A 16,901-nucleotide genomic window follows, 5' to 3' on the forward strand; every position below is an offset into this window, starting at 1 on the left:
ATGCAGCCTGTACCGGCCCTATCGCCGGCAAGCCAGCTCCCACAGGTATTGCACAGAGCCTGAAACTTGTACGGTCCCTGTGGGAGCTGGCTTGCCGGCGATAGGGCCGGTACAGACAACATAATGCTTCAGGCAAGAAAAAGCCGCCTCGAAAGGCGGCTTGTTCAATTCACTCAAGCCTGCGGACGCATGTGCGGGAACAGGATCACGTCGCGGATCGACGGCGAGTTGGTCAGCAGCATGACCAGGCGGTCGATGCCGATGCCTTCACCGGCAGTCGGCGGCATGCCGTACTCCAGGGCACGCACGAAGTCGGCGTCGTAGTGCATGGCTTCGTCGTCACCGGCGTCCTTCTCGGCCACCTGGGCCAGGAAGCGCTCGGCCTGGTCTTCGGCATCGTTGAGCTCGGAGTAGGCGTTGGCGATTTCGCGGCCACCGATGAACAGCTCGAAGCGGTCGGTAACGGCCGGGTTGTCGTCGTTGCGACGGGCCAGCGGCGACACTTCGAACGGGTACTCGGTGATGAAGTGCGGCTGCTCCAGCTTGTGCTCGACCAGCTCTTCGAAAATCATCACCTGCAATTTGCCCAGGCCTTCGTGGCCCAGCACCTTGGCACCGGCCTTCTTCGCGATGTCGCGGGCACGGTCGACGTCCTGCAGGTCGGCAGCGGTCAGCTCAGGGTTGTACTTGAGGATCGAGTCGAACACCGACAGGCGCACGAACGGCTCGCCGAAGTGGAACACCTTGTCGCCGTATGGCACATCGGTGCTGCCCAGTACCAGCTGCGCCAGTTCGCGGAACAGTTCCTCGGTGAGGTCCATGTTGTCGCGGTAGTCGGCGTAGGCCTGGTAGAACTCGAGCATGGTGAATTCTGGGTTGTGACGAGTCGAAACGCCTTCGTTACGGAAGTTGCGGTTGATCTCGAACACTTTTTCAAAGCCGCCAACCACCAGGCGCTTGAGGTACAGCTCTGGCGCAATGCGCAAGAACATGGCCATGTCCAGGGCGTTGTGGTGGGTTTCGAACGGCTTGGCCGCGGCACCGCCCGGGATGGTCTGCAGCATCGGCGTTTCGACTTCGAGGAAGTCGCGCTCGATGAGGAACTTGCGAATGTGCGAGATCACCTGCGAACGCACACGGAAGGTGTGGCGGGTTTCTTCGTTGACCATCAGGTCGACATAACGCTGGCGGTAGCGCTGCTCGGTGTCGGTCAGGCCGTGGTGCTTGTCGGGCAGCGGGCGCAGCGACTTGGTCAGCAGGCGCACGTTGGTCATCTCGACGTACAGGTCGCCCTTGCCGGAACGGGCCAGGGTACCTTCGGCACTGATGATGTCGCCCAGGTCCCAGGTTTTGACCGCTGCCAGGGTTTCTTCCGGCAGGGTCTTGCGGTTGACGTAGACCTGGATGCGGCCAGTCATGTCCTGAATGACCATGAACGAGCCACGGTTGAGCATGATGCGGCCAGCCACCTTGACCGGGATCGCGGCTGCTTCCAGCTCTTCCTTGGTCTTGTCCGCGTACTGCTTCTGCAGGTCGTTGCAGTAGCTGTCGCGACGGAAGTCATTGGGGAAGGCATTGCCCTTGGCGCGCTCGGCGGCCAGTTTTTCCTTGCGCAGGGCGATCAGGGCATTTTCTTCCTGTTGCAGGTCTTGCGATTCGGTCTTGAGGTCGCTCATGTCGTCATTCTTTCCATCAGGTATTCGTTGCCCTTTTCGGGCAGGGCACGCGCTACCGGCGGTTGGCCGGTAGCGCGGCAGTGGTGTGCGGCTTACAGGCCCTGCTTGAGGCTCGCTTCCAGGTACTGATCGATGTCGCCGTCCAGGACCTTGTTGCAGTCGCTGCGCTCGACGCCGGTACGCAGGTCCTTGATACGCGAGTCATCCAGCACGTAGGAGCGGATCTGGTGGCCCCAGCCGATGTCCGACTTGCTGTCTTCCAGTGCCTGCGAAGCGGCGTTGCGCTTCTGCATTTCCAGCTCGTACAACTTGGCCCGCAGCATTTTCATGGCGGTGTCCTTGTTGGCGTGCTGCGAGCGTTCGTTCTGGCAGGCCACCACGGTGTTGGTCGGCACGTGGGTGATACGTACCGCCGAGTCGGTGGTGTTTACGTGCTGACCACCGGCACCGGAGGAGCGGTAGGTATCGATGCGCAGGTCGGACGGGTTGATATCGATCTCGACCTTGTCGTCGATCTCGGGCGAGACGAACACCGCCGAGAACGAGGTGTGGCGACGGGCGCCGGAGTCGAACGGGCTTTTGCGTACCAGGCGGTGCACACCGATTTCGGTACGCAGCCAGCCAAAGGCGTACTCGCCCTTGATGTGCACGGTCGCACCCTTGATGCCGGCCACTTCACCTTCGGAAAGCTCGATGATGGTGGCATCGAAACCACGCTTGTCGGCCCAGCGCAGGTACATGCGCAGCAGGATGTTGGCCCAGTCCTGCGCTTCGGTACCACCGGAGCCGGCCTGGATGTCCAGGTAGGCGTTGTTCATGTCCATCTCGCCGCTGAACATGCGACGGAACTCAAGCTGGGCCAGGCTTTCTTCCAGGCCTTCCAGCTCGGTCACGACGTCGCCCACGGCGCTTTCGTCTTCTTCCTCGACGGCCATGTCGAGCAGGTCTTTGCAGTCAGACAGACCATTGGACATCTTGTCCAGGGTCTCGACCACCTGCGCCAGCATGGCACGCTCGCGGCCCAGGGCCTGTGCGTACTCGGGCTTGTTCCAGACGTTGGGGTCTTCCAGCTCGCGGTTGACTTCGATCAGGCGGTCATGCTTGTGATCGTAGTCAAAGATACCCCCGAATTGACTGGGAACGCTCGGTGAGGTCCTTGATGGTGTTCAGGATCGGTTGGATTTCCATGGGCTGGCTACTCGCACGAATTCGGTGAAAAGCCTGCGAGTATAACCGAGTCCGCCGCAGGGCGGCAGACCCGCCGGGCGGTAGAAGTGGCATCGTTTGAATGACTTCTGGCACCTGTCCCGGCCTCATCGCCGGCAAGCCAGCTCCCACAGGTACTGCATAGACCTCAAGGACAGTGCTGTACCTGTGGGAGCTGGCTTGCCGGCGATAGGGCCCTGTCAGGCTATGCCGACCTGGTTGCGCCCGCCGTCCTTGGCCTGGTACAGGCCCTTGTCCGCTGCCGAGATCAGCTGCCGGCAATGGCTGCCAACGGCTGGGGTCTGGGTGGCCAGGCCAATGCTCACGGTCAGGAACGAGTCCGCCACCGGCGCAGTGTGCGGGATGCCCAGGCCGAGCACGGTCTGGCGCAGCTTCTCGGCCACCAGCCGCGCCCCGCCGGGCGAGGTGTTGGGCAGGACCAGGGCGAACTCTTCGCCACCGTAGCGCGCCGGCAGGTCGGTCGGCCGCGAGCACGACCCTCGGATGGCCTCGGCCACTTGGCGCAAGGCTTCGTCGCCGGCCAAGTGACCGAAGCTGTCGTTGTAGGCCTTGAAGTAGTCGACGTCGATCATCAGTAACGACAGCTGCTGCTGTTCGCGCATGGCCCGGCGCCATTCCAGCTCCAGGTATTCGTCGAAGTGACGACGGTTGGACAGCCCGGTCAGGCCATCGGAGTTCATCAACCGCTGCAGCATCAGGTTGGAATCCAGCAATTGCTGTTGGCTGACGCGCAGGGCACGGTAGGCCTCGTCACGCTGCAGCAAGGTCAGGTAGGAGCGCGAGTGGTAGCGAATGCGTGCCACCAGTTCGATGGTATCGGGCAGCTTGACCAGGTAATCGTTGGCACCGGCAGCAAACGCCGCACTCTTGACCAGCGGGTCTTCCTTGGTTGACAGGACGATGATCGGAATGTCCTGGGTGGCCGGGTTGTTACGGTACTCGCGCACCAGGGTCAGGCCATCCAGCCCAGGCATGACCAGGTCCTGAAGAATCACCGTGGGCTTGATGCGCATGGCCTGCGCCACCGCCTGGTGCGGGTCGGCACAGAAGTGGAAGTCGATGTTGTCCTCGTTGGCCAGACCACGCCGCACCGCCTCGCCGATCATGGCCTGGTCATCGACCAGCAGCACCATCGCCGAGTTGTCGTTGCTGCTCGCAAAACCTTCGATCGGTAAATCACTCATAGCTGCTCACCCGATCACTACCGGCTTGGCGGCGTGATTCAATACATGTCGTCATTTTCCGAAAATTTCCATCAAGCGCCCGGCTATGCGTTCCAGCGGGCGGATTTCCACTGCGGCATCGATGGCCGCAGCGGCTTTGGGCATGCCGTACACGGCACTGCTGGCCTGGTCCTGGGCGATCGTCAGAAAGCCTTGCTGACGCATCTGTTTCAGGCCCTGTGCACCATCGCGGCCCATGCCGGTGAGCAGAACCCCTACCGCTTCACCGCTCCAGTAACGCGCCACGCTCTCGAAGAACACATCGATCGAGGGCCGGTAGATTTCATTGACAGGCTCGGCAGTGTAGGCCAGTTGGCCGTTCTGTAGCAGGCGAATATGGTGGTTGGTACCGGCCAGCAGCACCTGGCCCGGCTGCGGCGGCTCGCCTTCACGGGCCAGGCGCACCGGCAGGCCGGCGGCACTGCTGAGCCATTCGGCCATGCCCGCGGCAAACACCTGATCGACATGCTGGACCAGCACGATGGCCGCCGGGAACGCCCGCGGCAACCCCTTGAGCAGTACTTCCAGGGCCGCCGGGCCACCGGCCGACGAGCCGATCGCCACCAGGCCGCGGCGCTGCGAAGCTTCGCGCAGCGGCGCAGCCACCGGGCGCGCGGCCGGCACACGCTGCTGGCCGATCAGCCAGCCGATATTGAGGATCTTGCGCAGCAAGGGGGCTGCCGCTTCGCGGGGGTCACCCGCGCCCAGTGCCGGGGTATCGACCACATCGAGCGCACCGTGGCCCATGGCCTCGAATACCCGGTGCACGTTCTGCTGGCGGTCGACCGTGACAATGACGATGGCACACGGGGTTTCGGCCATGATCCGCCGGGTTGCCTCGACGCCGTCCATGACCGGCATGATCAGGTCCATGAGGATCAGGTCCGGCAGTTGCTCGGTACAGCGCTGCACCGCCTCGGCGCCATTGCTGGCTACCCACACCACCTGGTGTGTGGGCTCGAAAGCGAGCGCCCGGCGCAGTGCCTCCACAGCCATTGGCATATCATTGACGATGGCGATCTTCATCCCTGAGCACCTCCGATCAGCTCCACCACAGCATCCAGCAACGCATCGTCGTGGAAACTGGCCTTTGCCAAATAGTAGTCGGCGCCAGCATCCAGGCCACGCCGTCGGTCTTCCTCACGGTCTTTATAGGACACCACCATCACTGGCAACGATTGCAGGCGCTGGTCGCGGCGCACCAGGGTAACCAGCTCGATACCGTCCATGCGCGGCATGTCGATATCGGTAATCAGCAGGTCGAAGTCGTCGCTGCGCAGGGCGTTCCAGCCGTCCATGCCATCCACCGCCACCGCCACGTCGTAGCCACGGTGGCCCAGCAGCTTGCGCTGCAGTTCGCGCACGGTCAGCGAATCGTCGACGACCAGGATGCGTTTGCGGGCCACGCCACGGGCAGCGCTGTTGCCGCGCTCGACGCGCTCCAGGCTACCGGTACTGAGCAGTTTTTCCACCGAGCGCAGCAAGTCCTCGACATCGACGATCAGCACCACCGAGCCATCATCCAGCAACGCGCCGGAAGAGATGTCCTGCACCTTGCCCAGCCGGGGGTCGAGCGGCATCACCACCAGTACCCGTTCGCCCACCAGCCGCTCCACGGCCACACCGTACAGTTGCTCGCGCTCACGGATTACCACCACCCGCAGGCTGGCTTCGTCGCTTTGCCCGATTGGGCGGTTGAGCAACTGGCTGGCTGCCACCAGGCCGATGTGCCGGCCCTCGTGCCAGAAGTGTTGGCGCCCTTCGATCTGCACGATCTGTTCGGCGGTCACTTCCAGGGTGCGCTCGATATGGGCCAGTGGGAAGGCGTAGGCCTCGCCGCCCACCTCGACCACCAGGCTGCGCACCACCGACAGGGTCAACGGCACCTGCAGATGGAAGCGGCACCCCTGCCCCGCCACCTGAGTCAACTCGATCGAGCCGCGCAACTCGCGGATCATGTGTTGCACCGCATCCAGCCCGACGCCGCGCCCGGACACTTCGGTAACTTTGTCGCGCAGGCTGAAACCGGGCAGGAACAGGAACGTCAGCAGCTCCGCCTCGCTCATGCGCGCCACCGTATCGGCAGGCGACAGGGCGCGCTCGACAATACTGCTGCGCAGGCGCTCCAGGTCGATACCGGCGCCGTCGTCGATCAGTTCCAGGCTGAGCATGCCGGCCTGGTGCGAGGCGCGCAGGCGGACTACGCCTTCGTCCGGTTTGCCCGCCAACAGGCGCCGTTCCGGCGCTTCGATACCGTGGTCGACGGCGTTGCGCAACAGGTGGGTCAACGGCGCTTCGAGCTTTTCCAGCACATCGCGGTCGACCTGGGTCTTTTCCCCGTCCACCACCAGCCGCACCGGCTTGCCCAGCGAGCGGCCAAGGTCGCGGACCATGCGGCTCTGGCCGGCCAGCACGTCGGCAAACGGCCGCATCCGGCAAGCCAGGGCGGTGTCGTACAGCAACTGCGCGCGCTGGCTGGCCTGCCAGCCGAACTCGTCGAGGTCGGCCGCCTGCTGTTGCAGGATCTGCTGGGTTTCTGCCAGCAGACGCTGGGTTTGCGCCAAGGCTTCGAGCACTTCGCTGCTCTGGCCACTGTCCTCCAGTTGCATGCGCAAGCCGTCGAGTGCCTGCATGCCCTGGCCGTGCATGCGCTTGAGGCGCTGCAGGGTGGCCAGGTAAGGCTTGAGGCGCTGGGTTTCCACCAACGACTTGCTGGACAGGTCGAGCAGGCTGTTGAGGCGGTCGGCGGTGACCCGCAGCACCCGCTCCCCCCCTTCGCCACCGCGCTTGCCAGCCTTGCGCCGCAAGGCCGGTTCAGGCTCTGGCTCTGCTTCTGGCTCCGACGGCTCGCTGGGTAACCGCAGCGGCTCAGGTGGCAAGGCGAGCGGCGACGGCGCCAGGGGCTCCGCGGGTTGCACCCCTGCAGCCGGAGGCGGTGCAGGCACGGCGGGCGCCTCTGGGTCGAGCAGGCTGGCCATTTGCGCAAGGAACACCGGCAGGGTCGCCTGCGCCCCGCTATCGCCTGGCGTGGCGATACGCATCAGCAAGTCGGTACCCTGCAACAGCGCGTCGATATGCTCGGCACTCAGCCGCAGGCGGCCCTCCTGGGCGGCCACCAGGCAATCTTCCATGACGTGAGCGACGCTGACGCCTGCGTCCACGCCGACGATACGCGCAGCGCCCTTGAGCGAGTGGGCGGCGCGCATGCAGGCTTCGAGCTGATCGGCCTGGGTAGGGTTGCGCTCAAGTGCCATCAGGCCGGCGCTGAGCACCTGGGTCTGCGCCTCGGCCTCCAGGCTGAACAGCTCGAGCAACGATGCGTCGCGCATTTGCTCTGGGGTCATGACAGGCTCCGCTGCACGGCAGACAGTAAGTGTTGATCGTCCAGCACCCGTACGCTGCGCCCACGCCATTGCAGTACGGCGGCGGTAAAGCGCGTGGCGTCCTGGCCACTGCCCAGCAGCAGTGGATCGAGCCGGTGAATACCATCGATTTCCTCGACGGCCATCACCACCGGCCCACCTTCGCTGGCCAAAATCAGCATGCGCGGCATCGCCCGGCCGCTTCGTTGCTCGGCAGCGCCAGCCTGCACACCCAGCAAATCAGCCAGCGACAGGCACGGCACCAGTGCGCCGCGCACGTTGGCTACCCCCTGCAGCAGGCGCGAGCGCTGGTGCGGCAGCGAGTGCACGGCCTGCAACGGGGCGATTTCGGCCAGGCATGCGGTCGCCAGCGCCAGCCATTCTTCGCCCAGGCGGAACAGCAGCATGGAGCGGCCAGCGTGGTCCTCGACCGCCGGCTGCGCTGCGGCCGGGTGATCCTGCATCAGCGCATAGCGGTCGAGCAGCCGTGTGGCCGCTGCGGCATACACCTCGCAGTTGCGGCAATGCACATGCCGCTCCAGCAGCGGGCATTGCTTGTCGCCATGCACGCCAATACGGTTCCAGCAGTCGTCGATGTGCGCGTCATCCTCAGCCAGCAGCTGCATCGCGGATTCACTGTTCATCGTTCAGGCTCCCGGCCAGCCCGTGCCGCCCGCTCCTGCAGGCGCCGAGCGCCGGCCAGGTCACCCTGCGCCGCCAGCAGGGCCGCCAGGTGCACCAACGCCTCGGGGTGTTGCGGTTGCAGGTACAGCGCTTTGCGATAGTGCGTCAGCGCCTGTTGCGCATCGCCTTCGGTATCACTGAGCAGCCCCAGCCAGTAGTACACCTGCGCCGAGGGCGCGAACTGGCCCAGATAGCGCTGGCATTCGGCCCGGGCCTGCTCGCTGGCACCGGCATTGGCCAGCCGGGCAATATTTGCCAGCAACTCGCTGGCGGCCTCGTGCTGGTACTCATGGGCCGGCGCTGGCTTGGCCACCACCGGCAGCACACGCAACGGGCGTGGCATTGGCGGATTCGGCGGCGGGTAAGCCGGTACCACCGGCGCCGCCATCGTGCGCCTGGCGGGTGGCGGCGGTGGCGCTGACAATGGCGCGCTGGCGCCTTCCTGGCGTACGTAGGCAAACGACTGGGCGACCCCCAGCGGGCGCATGCCCAGGCGTGCCAGCAAGCTGCCCTCGGCCGGGCCGATGAACAGCACGCCCTGTGGGTGCAGCAAGCGCTTGAGCACTTCGAACACGCGTTGCTGGGTGGGCACGTCGAAATAAATCAATAAATTGCGGCAAAATACGAAGTCGTACAGGCCATCACGGCTGCTTAGCGCCGGGTCGAGCACATTGCCCACTTGCAGGCTGACTTGCTGCTGCACCCGCTCATGCAGGCGGTGGCCCTCGTCGAGGGCCTCGAAATGGCGCTCGCGAAAGCCCAGGTCGCTGCCACGGAAGGCATTGCGCCCATATACCGCATGCGCGGCCTTGGCCACCGAACCGGGGCTGATGTCCATGCCGTCGATCAGGAACGCAGCCGGTGCCATGCCGGCGTCGAGCAAAGCCATGGCCAGCGAATAGGGTTCCTCGCCAGTCGAGCATGGCAGGCTGAGCAGCCGCAGCGGGCGTGCCCCGGCCAGTTCGGCCTGGCGTTTGTGCGCCAGGCTGGCCAGCGCGGTGAAGGATTCGGGGTAACGGAAGAACCAGGTTTCCGGAACGATTACCGCCTCGATCAGTGCCTGTTGCTCGTCGTTCGACTGCTGCAGGCGCAGCCAGTAATCGTCCAGGTCCGTGGCGCCCACGGCCACGCAACGCTGGCGCAACGCACGCTCGACCATGGGCGCGCCCACCGAGTCCACGTCCAGGCCAATGCGCTCGCGCAAGAAGCGGAAGAAACGCTGTTCGATCATGTCGGCATCCCTGTCGGGTCTTGCGTGTACAACAATTCGTGCACGGCCTCGGGCAGCAGGTCATTGACCTCGATGCGCTGCAACAGCCCCTGGGCATCCTGGCGCACCGGCCCCAGGTACGGCGCCTGGCCGCTGTGCACCCCATAAGGCTGAAATTCTTCGGGCTGGCAGCGCAGGGTTTCGGTGGCTTGTTCCAGGATCAGGCCAAGCTGCAGGCCGACACGGTAATGCACCAGTACCAGGCGCGTGCTGGTGCGGTGCGCCGCTGGCGTGCCAAAGCTCAACGCGGCAAGGTCGATGACCGGTACCAGCAAGCCGCGGTGGGCAACAATGCCCGCCACCCAGGCCGGTGCCCGGGCAATGGGCTTGAGCGGCTGACGCGGCAGCACCTCGATGACCTCGTGCACGCTCAGGGCAAAGCGCTGGTCCTTGATACGAAACTGCAGGTACAGCGCCCCCTTGGCGTTTTCCGCCCGCGCGCCGTGCGGTTGCAAGTCGTTCATCACGGTCAGACTTTGAAGCGCGACACGCCGCCACGCAGGCCGGCGGCCACCTGGCTCAGCTCATCGATGGCAAAACTGGCCTGGCGCAGCGACTCGACGGTCTGGGTGCTGGCATCGCTGAGCTGGGCCAGCGCCTGGTTGATCTGTTCGGCGCCGGTGGCCTGGGCCTGCATGCCTTCGTTGACCATCAGCACGCGCGGCGCCAGGGCCTGCACCTGGTGAATGATCTGGCTCAGTTGCTCGCCCACCTGCTGCACCTCGAACATGCCGCGGCGCACTTCTTCGGAGAACTTGTCCATGCCCATGACCCCGGCCGACACCGCCGACTGGATCTCGCGCACCATCTGCTCGATGTCGTAGGTGGCCACGGCGGTCTGGTCGGCCAGGCGCCGCACTTCGGTGGCCACCACGGCAAAGCCGCGGCCGTACTCGCCGGCCTTTTCCGCTTCGATGGCGGCGTTGAGCGACAGCAGGTTGGTCTGGTCGGCGACCTTGACGATGGTCACCACCATTTGGGTGATGTTGCTGGCCTTTTCGTTGAGGATGCCGAGTTTGGCGTTGACCAGGTCGGCAGCACCCATCACCTGGTGCATGGTTTCTTCCATGCGCGCCAGGCCCTGCTGGCCGGAACCTGCCAGGCTGGAAGCCTGGTCGGCGGCAGAAGTGACCTCGGTCATGGTGCGCACCAAGTCACGCGAAGTGGCGGCGATTTCCCGCGAGGTGGCGCCGATTTCGGTGGTGGTGGCGGCGGTTTCGGTTGCGGTGGCCTGTTGCTGCTTGGACGTGGCAGCAATTTCGGTCACGGAAGTGGTCACCTGTACCGACGAGCGCTGGGCTTGGGCTACGAGGGTGGCGATGGCCTCGGCCATTTCGTTGAAGCCGCTTTCGATGGCACCGAATTCGTCTTTGCGGTCCAGGCTCAGGCGCACGCTCAGGTCGCCCGAGCGCAGTTTATCCAGGGCATGCACGATACGCTGCATGGGTGCAGTGATGGCGCGCATCAGCAGCAGGCCGCAGATACCGGCCGCGACGATTGCCAGCAACAGCGAAACCATCATGCTGCCCTTGGCCGTACTCACTGCGCTGACGATATCGTTGGTGGCCGCGTCGGCGGCGGCGCGGTTGTGTTCGATCACTTCGTTCAGGTGCTTGCGCCCTTCCACCCAGGCCGGTGTGAGCACCTCGGTGATCAACCGCTGCGCTTCGTCGTAGTTGTGCTGGCGGTAGGCGTCCAGCACCTGGCCAACGATCTTCACGTAGGTTTCTTCCAGCTGGATGAATTGGTTGAAACGGTCCTGGTCGTCCTGGTCCTGGATGGTGGACTGGTAGCTGGCCATGTGCTGCTTCAAGCGGTCTTCGAAACCTTTGAACAGCTCCATGTCGGTTGAAGTGATTTCGCGGCGGTTGGACAGCCCCACCAACTGCTGGCTGGTGACGTAACTGTCGACCCAGGCGCTGCGGATCATCGAGCTGTAGTAGACCCCGGGGATGCTGTCGGTGCCCACCGCCTCCTCAGCAGTTTCGATGGCCACCAACCGCGAGTAGGCGGCCACGATCATCAGCAGCATGATGGCAATGATCACGGCGAAACTTGCCAGGATCCGTTGGCGCAAGGTCCAGTTCTTCACATTCAGCCCTCAGGAATTCACAACGAGCGGGAAAAATCGCCGAAGTATAGCCTAGAGGCCTTGGGGTTTTGCGGGTGAAGTGAGGGGATGAGGCGTCAAGGCCACCAGGTGCTCGCCTCGACAGATTCAGCGCCTGTGAGATCGAGCGCCGCCCGCGCGGCGCTTCGCGGCACAAGGCCGCTCCCACATCTGTTTCAGGCCAGTTATTCCTGCTTGCTCCGCACTCGCGCCCTGGGTGCATGGCTGGGGATTGCAGGAAAGCGCAGGCGGCACCTTCAATTTTGAGGTGAACAAACAAGGCGGACAGCGGTGACCTCACAGGAGTGACTGGCCCGAAACAGATGTGCGGCCTTGTGCCGCGAAGCGCCGCGCGGGCGGCGCTCGATCTGTGCACCACCTCATATCCCGAGACAGGAACCAATCACACGCCAGCCAACCGCACCTGGCTCTCCAGCTCCTGACGCAACCCCGGGTCCAGCCGCAGCTGGCGGGCCAGCTCATCCAGGTAGGCACGCTCCATGAAGTTCTCCTGGTCGACCATCATCACGCTGGCCAGGTACATCTCGGCGGCCATTTCCGGCGTTTGCGCGGCGCGGGCCACTTCGGCCGGGTCCAGCGGTTTGTTCAGCTCGGCATGCAGCCAGTGCTGCAGTTCGCGGTCACTGTCCAGGCGGGTGAACTCACCCTCGATCAACGCCCGTTCACGTTCGTCGATATGGCCATCGGACTTGGCCGCCGCCACCAGCGCGCGCAGTACCGCCTGGCTGTGCTGCTCGGCCTGGGCCGGGGGCAAACGGTCGAGGGTCTGCGGCTCGGCGGCGGCCACCTGCTGGTTGGCCTGCCAGTTGCCATAGGCTTTGTAGGCCAGCACGCCCAGTGCGGCCAGGCCACCGTAGGTCAATGCCTTGCCGCCATACTTGCGGGCCTTCTTGCTCCCCAGCAACAGGCCCAGGGCACCACCGCCCAACAGGCCACCACCCGCCCCCGACAGCAGCCCGCCAAGGCCCCCGGCAGCACCACTGGCGTTGGCCGGGCCGGCTTTCTTGTCGAGCAGTTGCTGGCCGGATCGGAGCAGTTGGTCAAGCAGGCCACGGGTATTCATGCGCGCGTCTCCACATAACGGAATTCAACCGCCAGAGTAAGGCTTGGCGAATCCCGCGCCAGCGAGGATTTGCTTCCGGATGTTGCGTTAGCGGGCCAAAAGCCAACTAGACTCGATATCGCCAATACCTCGCACCCGCGCACTACGCTTATAACGATTGCTTCACTGCTTGCTTGATGTCTGCCCCGAACAAGATCGCCAATAAAGAGGGAACAACATGTCAGTGCACAAGACCGCATTGCTCGGCGCCGCCACCTGCGCCGTGCTGGCCAGCGCCAGCCTGCAGGCCGCCGAGCCGCCCAAGGCCCTGGGGCCCGGCGAGGGGCGCCTGGATATCGTCGCCTGGCCCGGCTACATCGAGCGCGGTGAGAGCGATAAGGCCTACGACTGGGTGACCGGCTTCGAGAAGGAAACCGGCTGCAAGGTCAGTGTGAAAACTGCCGCCACCTCGGACGAGATGGTCAGCCTGATGACCAAGGGCGGCTACGACCTGGTCACCGCCTCGGGCGATGCCTCGCTGCGGCTGATCGTCGGCAAGCGGGTCCAGCCAATCAACACCGCGCTGATCCCCAACTGGAAGAACATCGACCCGCGCCTGCAGAACGGTGGCTGGTACGTGGTCGACAAGCAGGTGTATGGCACCCCGTACCAGTGGGGGCCGAACGTGCTGCTGTACAACACCAACACCTTCAAGCAGGCACCCACCAGCTGGAACGTGGTGTTCGAGCCGCAGGACCTGCCTGACGGCAAGCCGAACAAGGGCCGCGTGCAGGCCTACGACGGGCCGATCTACATCGCCGACGCGGCGCTGTACCTGAAGTCGGCCAAACCCGAACTGGGCATCAAGGACCCGTACGAGCTGAATGAAGAACAGTACAAGGCGGTGCTCGAACTGCTGCGCCAGCAGCAGCCACTGATCCATCGTTACTGGCATGACGCCACGGTGCAGATGAGCGACGTGAAGAACGAAGGCGTGGTCGCCTCCAGCTCGTGGGGCTACATGGTCAACGGCCTGAAGGCCGAGAACCAGCCGGTGGCCTCGACCATTCCCAAGGAGGGTGCGACCGGCTGGGCCGACACCACCATGCTGCACGCCGAGGCCAAGCACCCCAACTGCGCCTACAAGTGGATGGACTGGTCGCTGCAGCCGAAGGTACAGGGTGACGTGGCCGCCTGGTTCGGTTCGTTGCCGGCAGTGCCGGCGGCATGCACCGGCAGTGAGCTGCTGGGGGCCGGGGGTTGCAAGACCAACGGTTTCGACAACTTCGACAAGATCGCCTTCTGGAAAACCCCGCAGGCCCAAGGGGGCAAGTTCGTCCCGTATAGCCGCTGGACCCAGGATTACATTGCGATCATGGGTGGGCGCTGAGGGTTTCTTCGCCTGCATCGCCGGCAAGCCAGCTCCCACAGGTACCGCACAAGTCTTGAGTCCTGTGTGGTCCCTGTGGGAGCTGGCTTGCCGGCGATAGGGCCGGTACAGGCAACACAAGAACAACAGAGAACCGCTTATGCCCCTAGCCGTCCAGTTCACCCAGGTTTCCCGCACCTTCGGCGAGGTCAAGGCCGTCGACCAGGTCAGCATCGACATCATCGATGGCGAGTTCTTCTCCATGCTCGGCCCGTCCGGCTCGGGCAAGACCACCTGCCTGCGCCTGATCGCCGGCTTCGAACAACCCTCCAGCGGTTCGATCCGCATTCACGGGGTGGAGGCCGCCGGCGTGCCGCCCTACCAACGTGACGTCAACACCGTGTTCCAGGACTACGCGCTGTTCCCGCACATGAATGTGCTCGACAACATCGCCTACGGCCTGAAAGTAAAAGGCGTGGCCAAGGCCGAACGCCACAGCCGCGCCGAAGAAGCCCTGGCGATGGTCGCCCTGGCCGGCTATGGCGCACGCAAACCGGCGCAGCTATCCGGTGGCCAGCGCCAGCGCGTGGCCCTGGCCAGGGCGCTGGTCAACCGGCCGCGGGTGCTGCTGCTGGACGAGCCGCTCGGCGCGCTAGACCTGAAACTGCGCGAACAGATGCAGGGCGAACTGAAGAAGCTTCAGCGTCAACTGGGCATCACCTTCATCTTTGTCACCCACGACCAGACCGAAGCGCTGTCGATGTCCGACCGAGTGGCGGTGTTCAACCGCGGTCGCATCGAGCAGGTCGACACCCCGCGCAACCTGTACATGAAGCCCGCCACCACCTTCGTCGCCGAGTTCGTCGGCACCTCCAACGTGCTGCGTGGCGAACTGGCCATGGCACTCAACGGCAACTCGGCGCCGTTCTCCATCCGCCCCGAACATATCCGCCTGGGCGACCCGGTGGTAACCAGCCATGAAGTGCAGGTCAGCGGGCTGTTGCGCGATGTGCAGTACCAGGGCAGCGCCACCCGCTACGAGTTGCAACTGGACAATGGCCAACTGCTTGCAGTCAGCCAGGCCAACGACCGCTGGCAGGCACAGGCACAGGCCTGGCAACCCGGGCAACGGGTGCAGGCACATTGGCCACGCGAGGCAATGACCGTGCTGCAAGACACCGCAGGGCCGTTGCCATGAGCACCCTGCGCGGCCTGTCCAACGTGCTGTACCGGCGCCCCAACCTGTATCTGGCACTGCTGCTGATTCCGCCGCTGACCTGGTTCGGCGCGATCTACCTGGGCTCGCTGTTGAACCTGTTGTGGCAAGGTTTCTACACCTTCGACGACTTCACCATGGCGGTCACCCCGGACATGACCCTGGGCAACTTCGCCGCGCTGTTCAACCCGTCGAACTTCGACATCATCCTGCGCACCTTGTGCATGGCGGTGGCGGTGTCGCTGGCCAGCGCCGTGCTGGCCTTCCCCATCGCCTACTACATGGCGCGTTACACCAGCGGCAAGACCAAGGCGTTTTTCTACATTGCGGTGATGATGCCGATGTGGGCCAGCTACATCGTCAAGACCTACGCCTGGACCCTGCTGCTGGCCAAGGGCGGGGTGGCTCAGTGGTTCGTCCAGCAGCTGCATCTGGACGGCCTGCTGCAGCTGGTACTGACGGTACCGGGCGTGGGTGGCAGCACCCTGTCGACTTCGCACCTGGGGCGTTTCATGGTGTTCGTGTACATCTGGCTGCCGTTCATGATCTTGCCGATCCAGGCTTCGCTGGAGCGCTTGCCAGCGTCCTTGCTACAGGCCTCGGCAGACCTCGGCGCCCGCCCCGGGCAAACTTTTTGGCAGGTGATCCTGCCGCTGTCGATCCCCGGCATTGCCGCCGGCTCGATCTTCACCTTCTCGCTCACCCTGGGCGACTTCATCGTGCCGCAACTGGTCGGCCCGCCGGGTTACTTCATCGGCAGCATGGTCTATGCCCAGCAAGGGGCGATCGGCAACATGCCGATGGCCGCCGCCTTCACCCTGGTGCCGATCGTGCTGATCGCCGTGTACCTGTCCATCGTCAAACGCTTGGGGGCCTTCGATGCACTCTGAAAAAGCGTCTACGGGGCTGCGCCTGGCGGCCTGGGGCGGGCTGGTGTTCCTGCACTTCCCGATCCTGATCATCTTCCTGTACGCCTTCAACACCGAAGACGCCGCTTTCAGCTTCCCGCCCAAGGGCTTTACCCTGAAGTGGTTTGCCGTGGCCTTCGCCCGCCCCGATGTGCTTGAGGCGATCAAGCTGTCGCTGCAAGTGGCCTGCCTGGCCACGCTGATCGCGCTGGTGCTGGGCACACTGGCTTCGGCGGCGCTGTACCGGCGCAGCTTTTTCGGCAAGGAGAGCATTTCGCTGATGCTGATTCTGCCTATCGCCCTGCCTGGCATCATCACCGGCATCGCCCTGCTCTCGGCGTTCAAGGCCCTGGGCATAGAGCCCGGGGTGTTCACCATCGTGGTCGGCCACGCCACTTTCTGCGTGGTGATCGTCTACAACAACGTGATCGCCCGCCTGCGGCGGACTTCGCAGAGCCTGATCGAAGCCTCGATGGACCTCGGCGCCGATGGCTGGCAAACCTTCCGCTACATCATCCTGCCCAACCTCGGCTCGGCACTGCTGGCTGGCGGCATGCTGGCCTTTGCCCTGTCGTTCGATGAAATCATCGTCACCACCTTTACCGCCGGCCACGAACGCACCCTGCCGATCTGGCTGTTGAACCAGCTCAGCCGCCCGCGCGACGTGCCGGTAACCAACGTGGTCGCCATGCTGGTGATGCTGGTCACCATGCTGCCGATCCTTGGCGCCTATTACCTGACCCGTGGCGGCGAAAGCGTGGCGGGCAGTGGCAAATGACCCTGGAGGAGTTCC

14 protein-coding genes are annotated in these 16,901 nt (G+C 64.3%); 4 read left to right on the forward strand and 10 right to left on the reverse strand.

Features of this window, described 5'->3' with window-relative positions; all coding sequences use genetic code 11:
- Positions 1–173: 173 nt before the first annotated feature.
- The 10 genes from lysS to ACI2KG_RS05855 all read right to left on the reverse strand — a co-directional run bounded on the left by lysS (position 174) and on the right by ACI2KG_RS05855 (position 12,636).
- Entirely contained in the window at positions 174–1,676 is a 1,503-nt protein-coding gene (gene lysS / locus ACI2KG_RS05810) for a lysine--tRNA ligase (RefSeq protein WP_012270790.1), read from the reverse strand.
- Between the two features lie 92 nt (positions 1,677–1,768).
- A protein-coding gene (prfB, locus tag ACI2KG_RS05815; RefSeq protein WP_400735007.1) for a peptide chain release factor 2 occupies positions 1,769–2,864 on the reverse strand; the annotation gives its coding sequence in 2 pieces (ribosomal slippage) (positions 1,769–2,791 and positions 2,793–2,864; 1,095 coding nt in all).
- A gap of 218 nt (positions 2,865–3,082) precedes the next feature.
- Positions 3,083–4,087, reverse strand: coding sequence for a Wsp signal transduction system regulator diguanylate cyclase WspR (gene wspR / locus ACI2KG_RS05820; protein ID WP_400615622.1), 1,005 nt, complete (start codon positions 4,085–4,087; stop codon positions 3,083–3,085).
- Between the two features lie 51 nt (positions 4,088–4,138).
- Entirely contained in the window at positions 4,139–5,152 is a 1,014-nt protein-coding gene (gene wspF, locus ACI2KG_RS05825; protein WP_404661182.1) for a Wsp signal transduction system protein-glutamate methylesterase WspF, read from the reverse strand.
- A complete protein-coding gene (locus tag ACI2KG_RS05830) occupies positions 5,149–7,470 on the reverse strand; it encodes a hybrid sensor histidine kinase/response regulator (RefSeq protein WP_404661183.1) in 2,322 nt (773 codons plus the stop codon). Before ACI2KG_RS05830 ends, wspF begins: the two co-directional genes overlap by 4 nt.
- The gene (locus tag ACI2KG_RS05835; RefSeq protein WP_400615614.1) at positions 7,467–8,132 is read right to left on the reverse strand and encodes a chemotaxis protein CheW; all 666 of its coding nucleotides are present in this window, start codon (positions 8,130–8,132) and stop codon (positions 7,467–7,469) included. Before ACI2KG_RS05835 ends, ACI2KG_RS05830 begins: the two co-directional genes overlap by 4 nt.
- Positions 8,129–9,403 (reverse strand): CheR family methyltransferase, encoded by a 1,275-nt coding sequence (locus ACI2KG_RS05840; protein WP_404661184.1) that lies wholly within the window; start codon positions 9,401–9,403, stop codon positions 8,129–8,131. The genes ACI2KG_RS05835 and ACI2KG_RS05840 overlap by 4 nt, the downstream gene beginning before the upstream one ends.
- The gene (locus tag ACI2KG_RS05845; RefSeq protein ID WP_404661185.1) at positions 9,400–9,906 is read right to left on the reverse strand and encodes a chemotaxis protein CheW; all 507 of its coding nucleotides are present in this window, start codon (positions 9,904–9,906) and stop codon (positions 9,400–9,402) included. The genes ACI2KG_RS05840 and ACI2KG_RS05845 overlap by 4 nt, the downstream gene beginning before the upstream one ends.
- 5 nt (positions 9,907–9,911) lie before the next feature.
- Positions 9,912–11,534 (reverse strand): methyl-accepting chemotaxis protein, encoded by a 1,623-nt coding sequence (locus ACI2KG_RS05850; RefSeq protein ID WP_404661186.1) that lies wholly within the window; start codon positions 11,532–11,534, stop codon positions 9,912–9,914.
- A gap of 421 nt (positions 11,535–11,955) precedes the next feature.
- A complete protein-coding gene (locus ACI2KG_RS05855; protein ID WP_404661187.1) occupies positions 11,956–12,636 on the reverse strand; it encodes a tellurite resistance TerB family protein in 681 nt (226 codons plus the stop codon).
- A gap of 217 nt (positions 12,637–12,853) precedes the next feature.
- On the opposite strand from ACI2KG_RS05855, the gene ydcS reads away from it, so the two are divergent.
- The 4 genes from ydcS to ACI2KG_RS05875 all read left to right on the forward strand — a co-directional run bounded on the left by ydcS (position 12,854) and on the right by ACI2KG_RS05875 (position 16,886).
- Positions 12,854–14,005, forward strand: a complete 1,152-nt coding sequence (gene ydcS, locus ACI2KG_RS05860) for a putative ABC transporter substrate-binding protein YdcS (RefSeq protein ID WP_404661188.1) — start codon at positions 12,854–12,856, stop codon at positions 14,003–14,005.
- A 139-nt stretch (positions 14,006–14,144) separates the two neighbouring features.
- Positions 14,145–15,182 carry an ABC transporter ATP-binding protein gene (locus ACI2KG_RS05865; protein WP_404661189.1) on the forward strand — a complete coding sequence of 346 codons (1,038 nt, stop codon included), beginning with the start codon at positions 14,145–14,147 and terminating at the stop codon, positions 15,180–15,182.
- Entirely contained in the window at positions 15,179–16,090 is a 912-nt protein-coding gene (locus ACI2KG_RS05870) for an ABC transporter permease (RefSeq protein WP_404661190.1), read from the forward strand. Before ACI2KG_RS05865 ends, ACI2KG_RS05870 begins: the two co-directional genes overlap by 4 nt.
- On the forward strand, positions 16,080–16,886 hold the full coding sequence (locus ACI2KG_RS05875) for an ABC transporter permease (RefSeq protein WP_201205718.1): 807 nt from the start codon (positions 16,080–16,082) through the stop codon (positions 16,884–16,886). The genes ACI2KG_RS05870 and ACI2KG_RS05875 overlap by 11 nt, the downstream gene beginning before the upstream one ends.
- Positions 16,887–16,901: the final 15 nt, after the last annotated feature.

This window comes from Pseudomonas sp. NPDC089407, assembly GCF_044900445.1.
Lineage (GTDB): Bacteria > Pseudomonadota > Gammaproteobacteria > Pseudomonadales > Pseudomonadaceae > Aquipseudomonas.

Bases quoted from the DNA above. Each gene is read 5' to 3' on its own strand.
- wspF (WP_404661182.1), bottom strand. From the start codon at position 5,152: ATGAAGATCGCCATCGTCAATGATATGCCAATGGCTGTGGAGGCACTG.
- wspR (WP_400615622.1), bottom strand. From the start codon at position 4,087: ATGAGTGATTTACCGATCGAAGGTTTTGCGAGCAGCAACGACAACTCG.
- ACI2KG_RS05835 (WP_400615614.1), bottom strand. From the start codon at position 8,132: ATGAACAGTGAATCCGCGATGCAGCTGCTGGCTGAGGATGACGCGCAC.
- lysS (WP_012270790.1), bottom strand. From the start codon at position 1,676: ATGAGCGACCTCAAGACCGAATCGCAAGACCTGCAACAGGAAGAAAAT.
- ACI2KG_RS05830 (WP_404661183.1), bottom strand. From the start codon at position 7,470: ATGACCCCAGAGCAAATGCGCGACGCATCGTTGCTCGAGCTGTTCAGC.
- ydcS (WP_404661188.1), top strand. From the start codon at position 12,854: ATGTCAGTGCACAAGACCGCATTGCTCGGCGCCGCCACCTGCGCCGTG.
- ACI2KG_RS05855 (WP_404661187.1), bottom strand. From the start codon at position 12,636: ATGAATACCCGTGGCCTGCTTGACCAACTGCTCCGATCCGGCCAGCAA.
- ACI2KG_RS05840 (WP_404661184.1), bottom strand. From the start codon at position 9,403: ATGATCGAACAGCGTTTCTTCCGCTTCTTGCGCGAGCGCATTGGCCTG.
- ACI2KG_RS05865 (WP_404661189.1), top strand. From the start codon at position 14,145: ATGCCCCTAGCCGTCCAGTTCACCCAGGTTTCCCGCACCTTCGGCGAG.
- ACI2KG_RS05875 (WP_201205718.1), top strand. From the start codon at position 16,080: ATGCACTCTGAAAAAGCGTCTACGGGGCTGCGCCTGGCGGCCTGGGGC.
- ACI2KG_RS05870 (WP_404661190.1), top strand. From the start codon at position 15,179: ATGAGCACCCTGCGCGGCCTGTCCAACGTGCTGTACCGGCGCCCCAAC.
- ACI2KG_RS05845 (WP_404661185.1), bottom strand. From the start codon at position 9,906: ATGAACGACTTGCAACCGCACGGCGCGCGGGCGGAAAACGCCAAGGGG.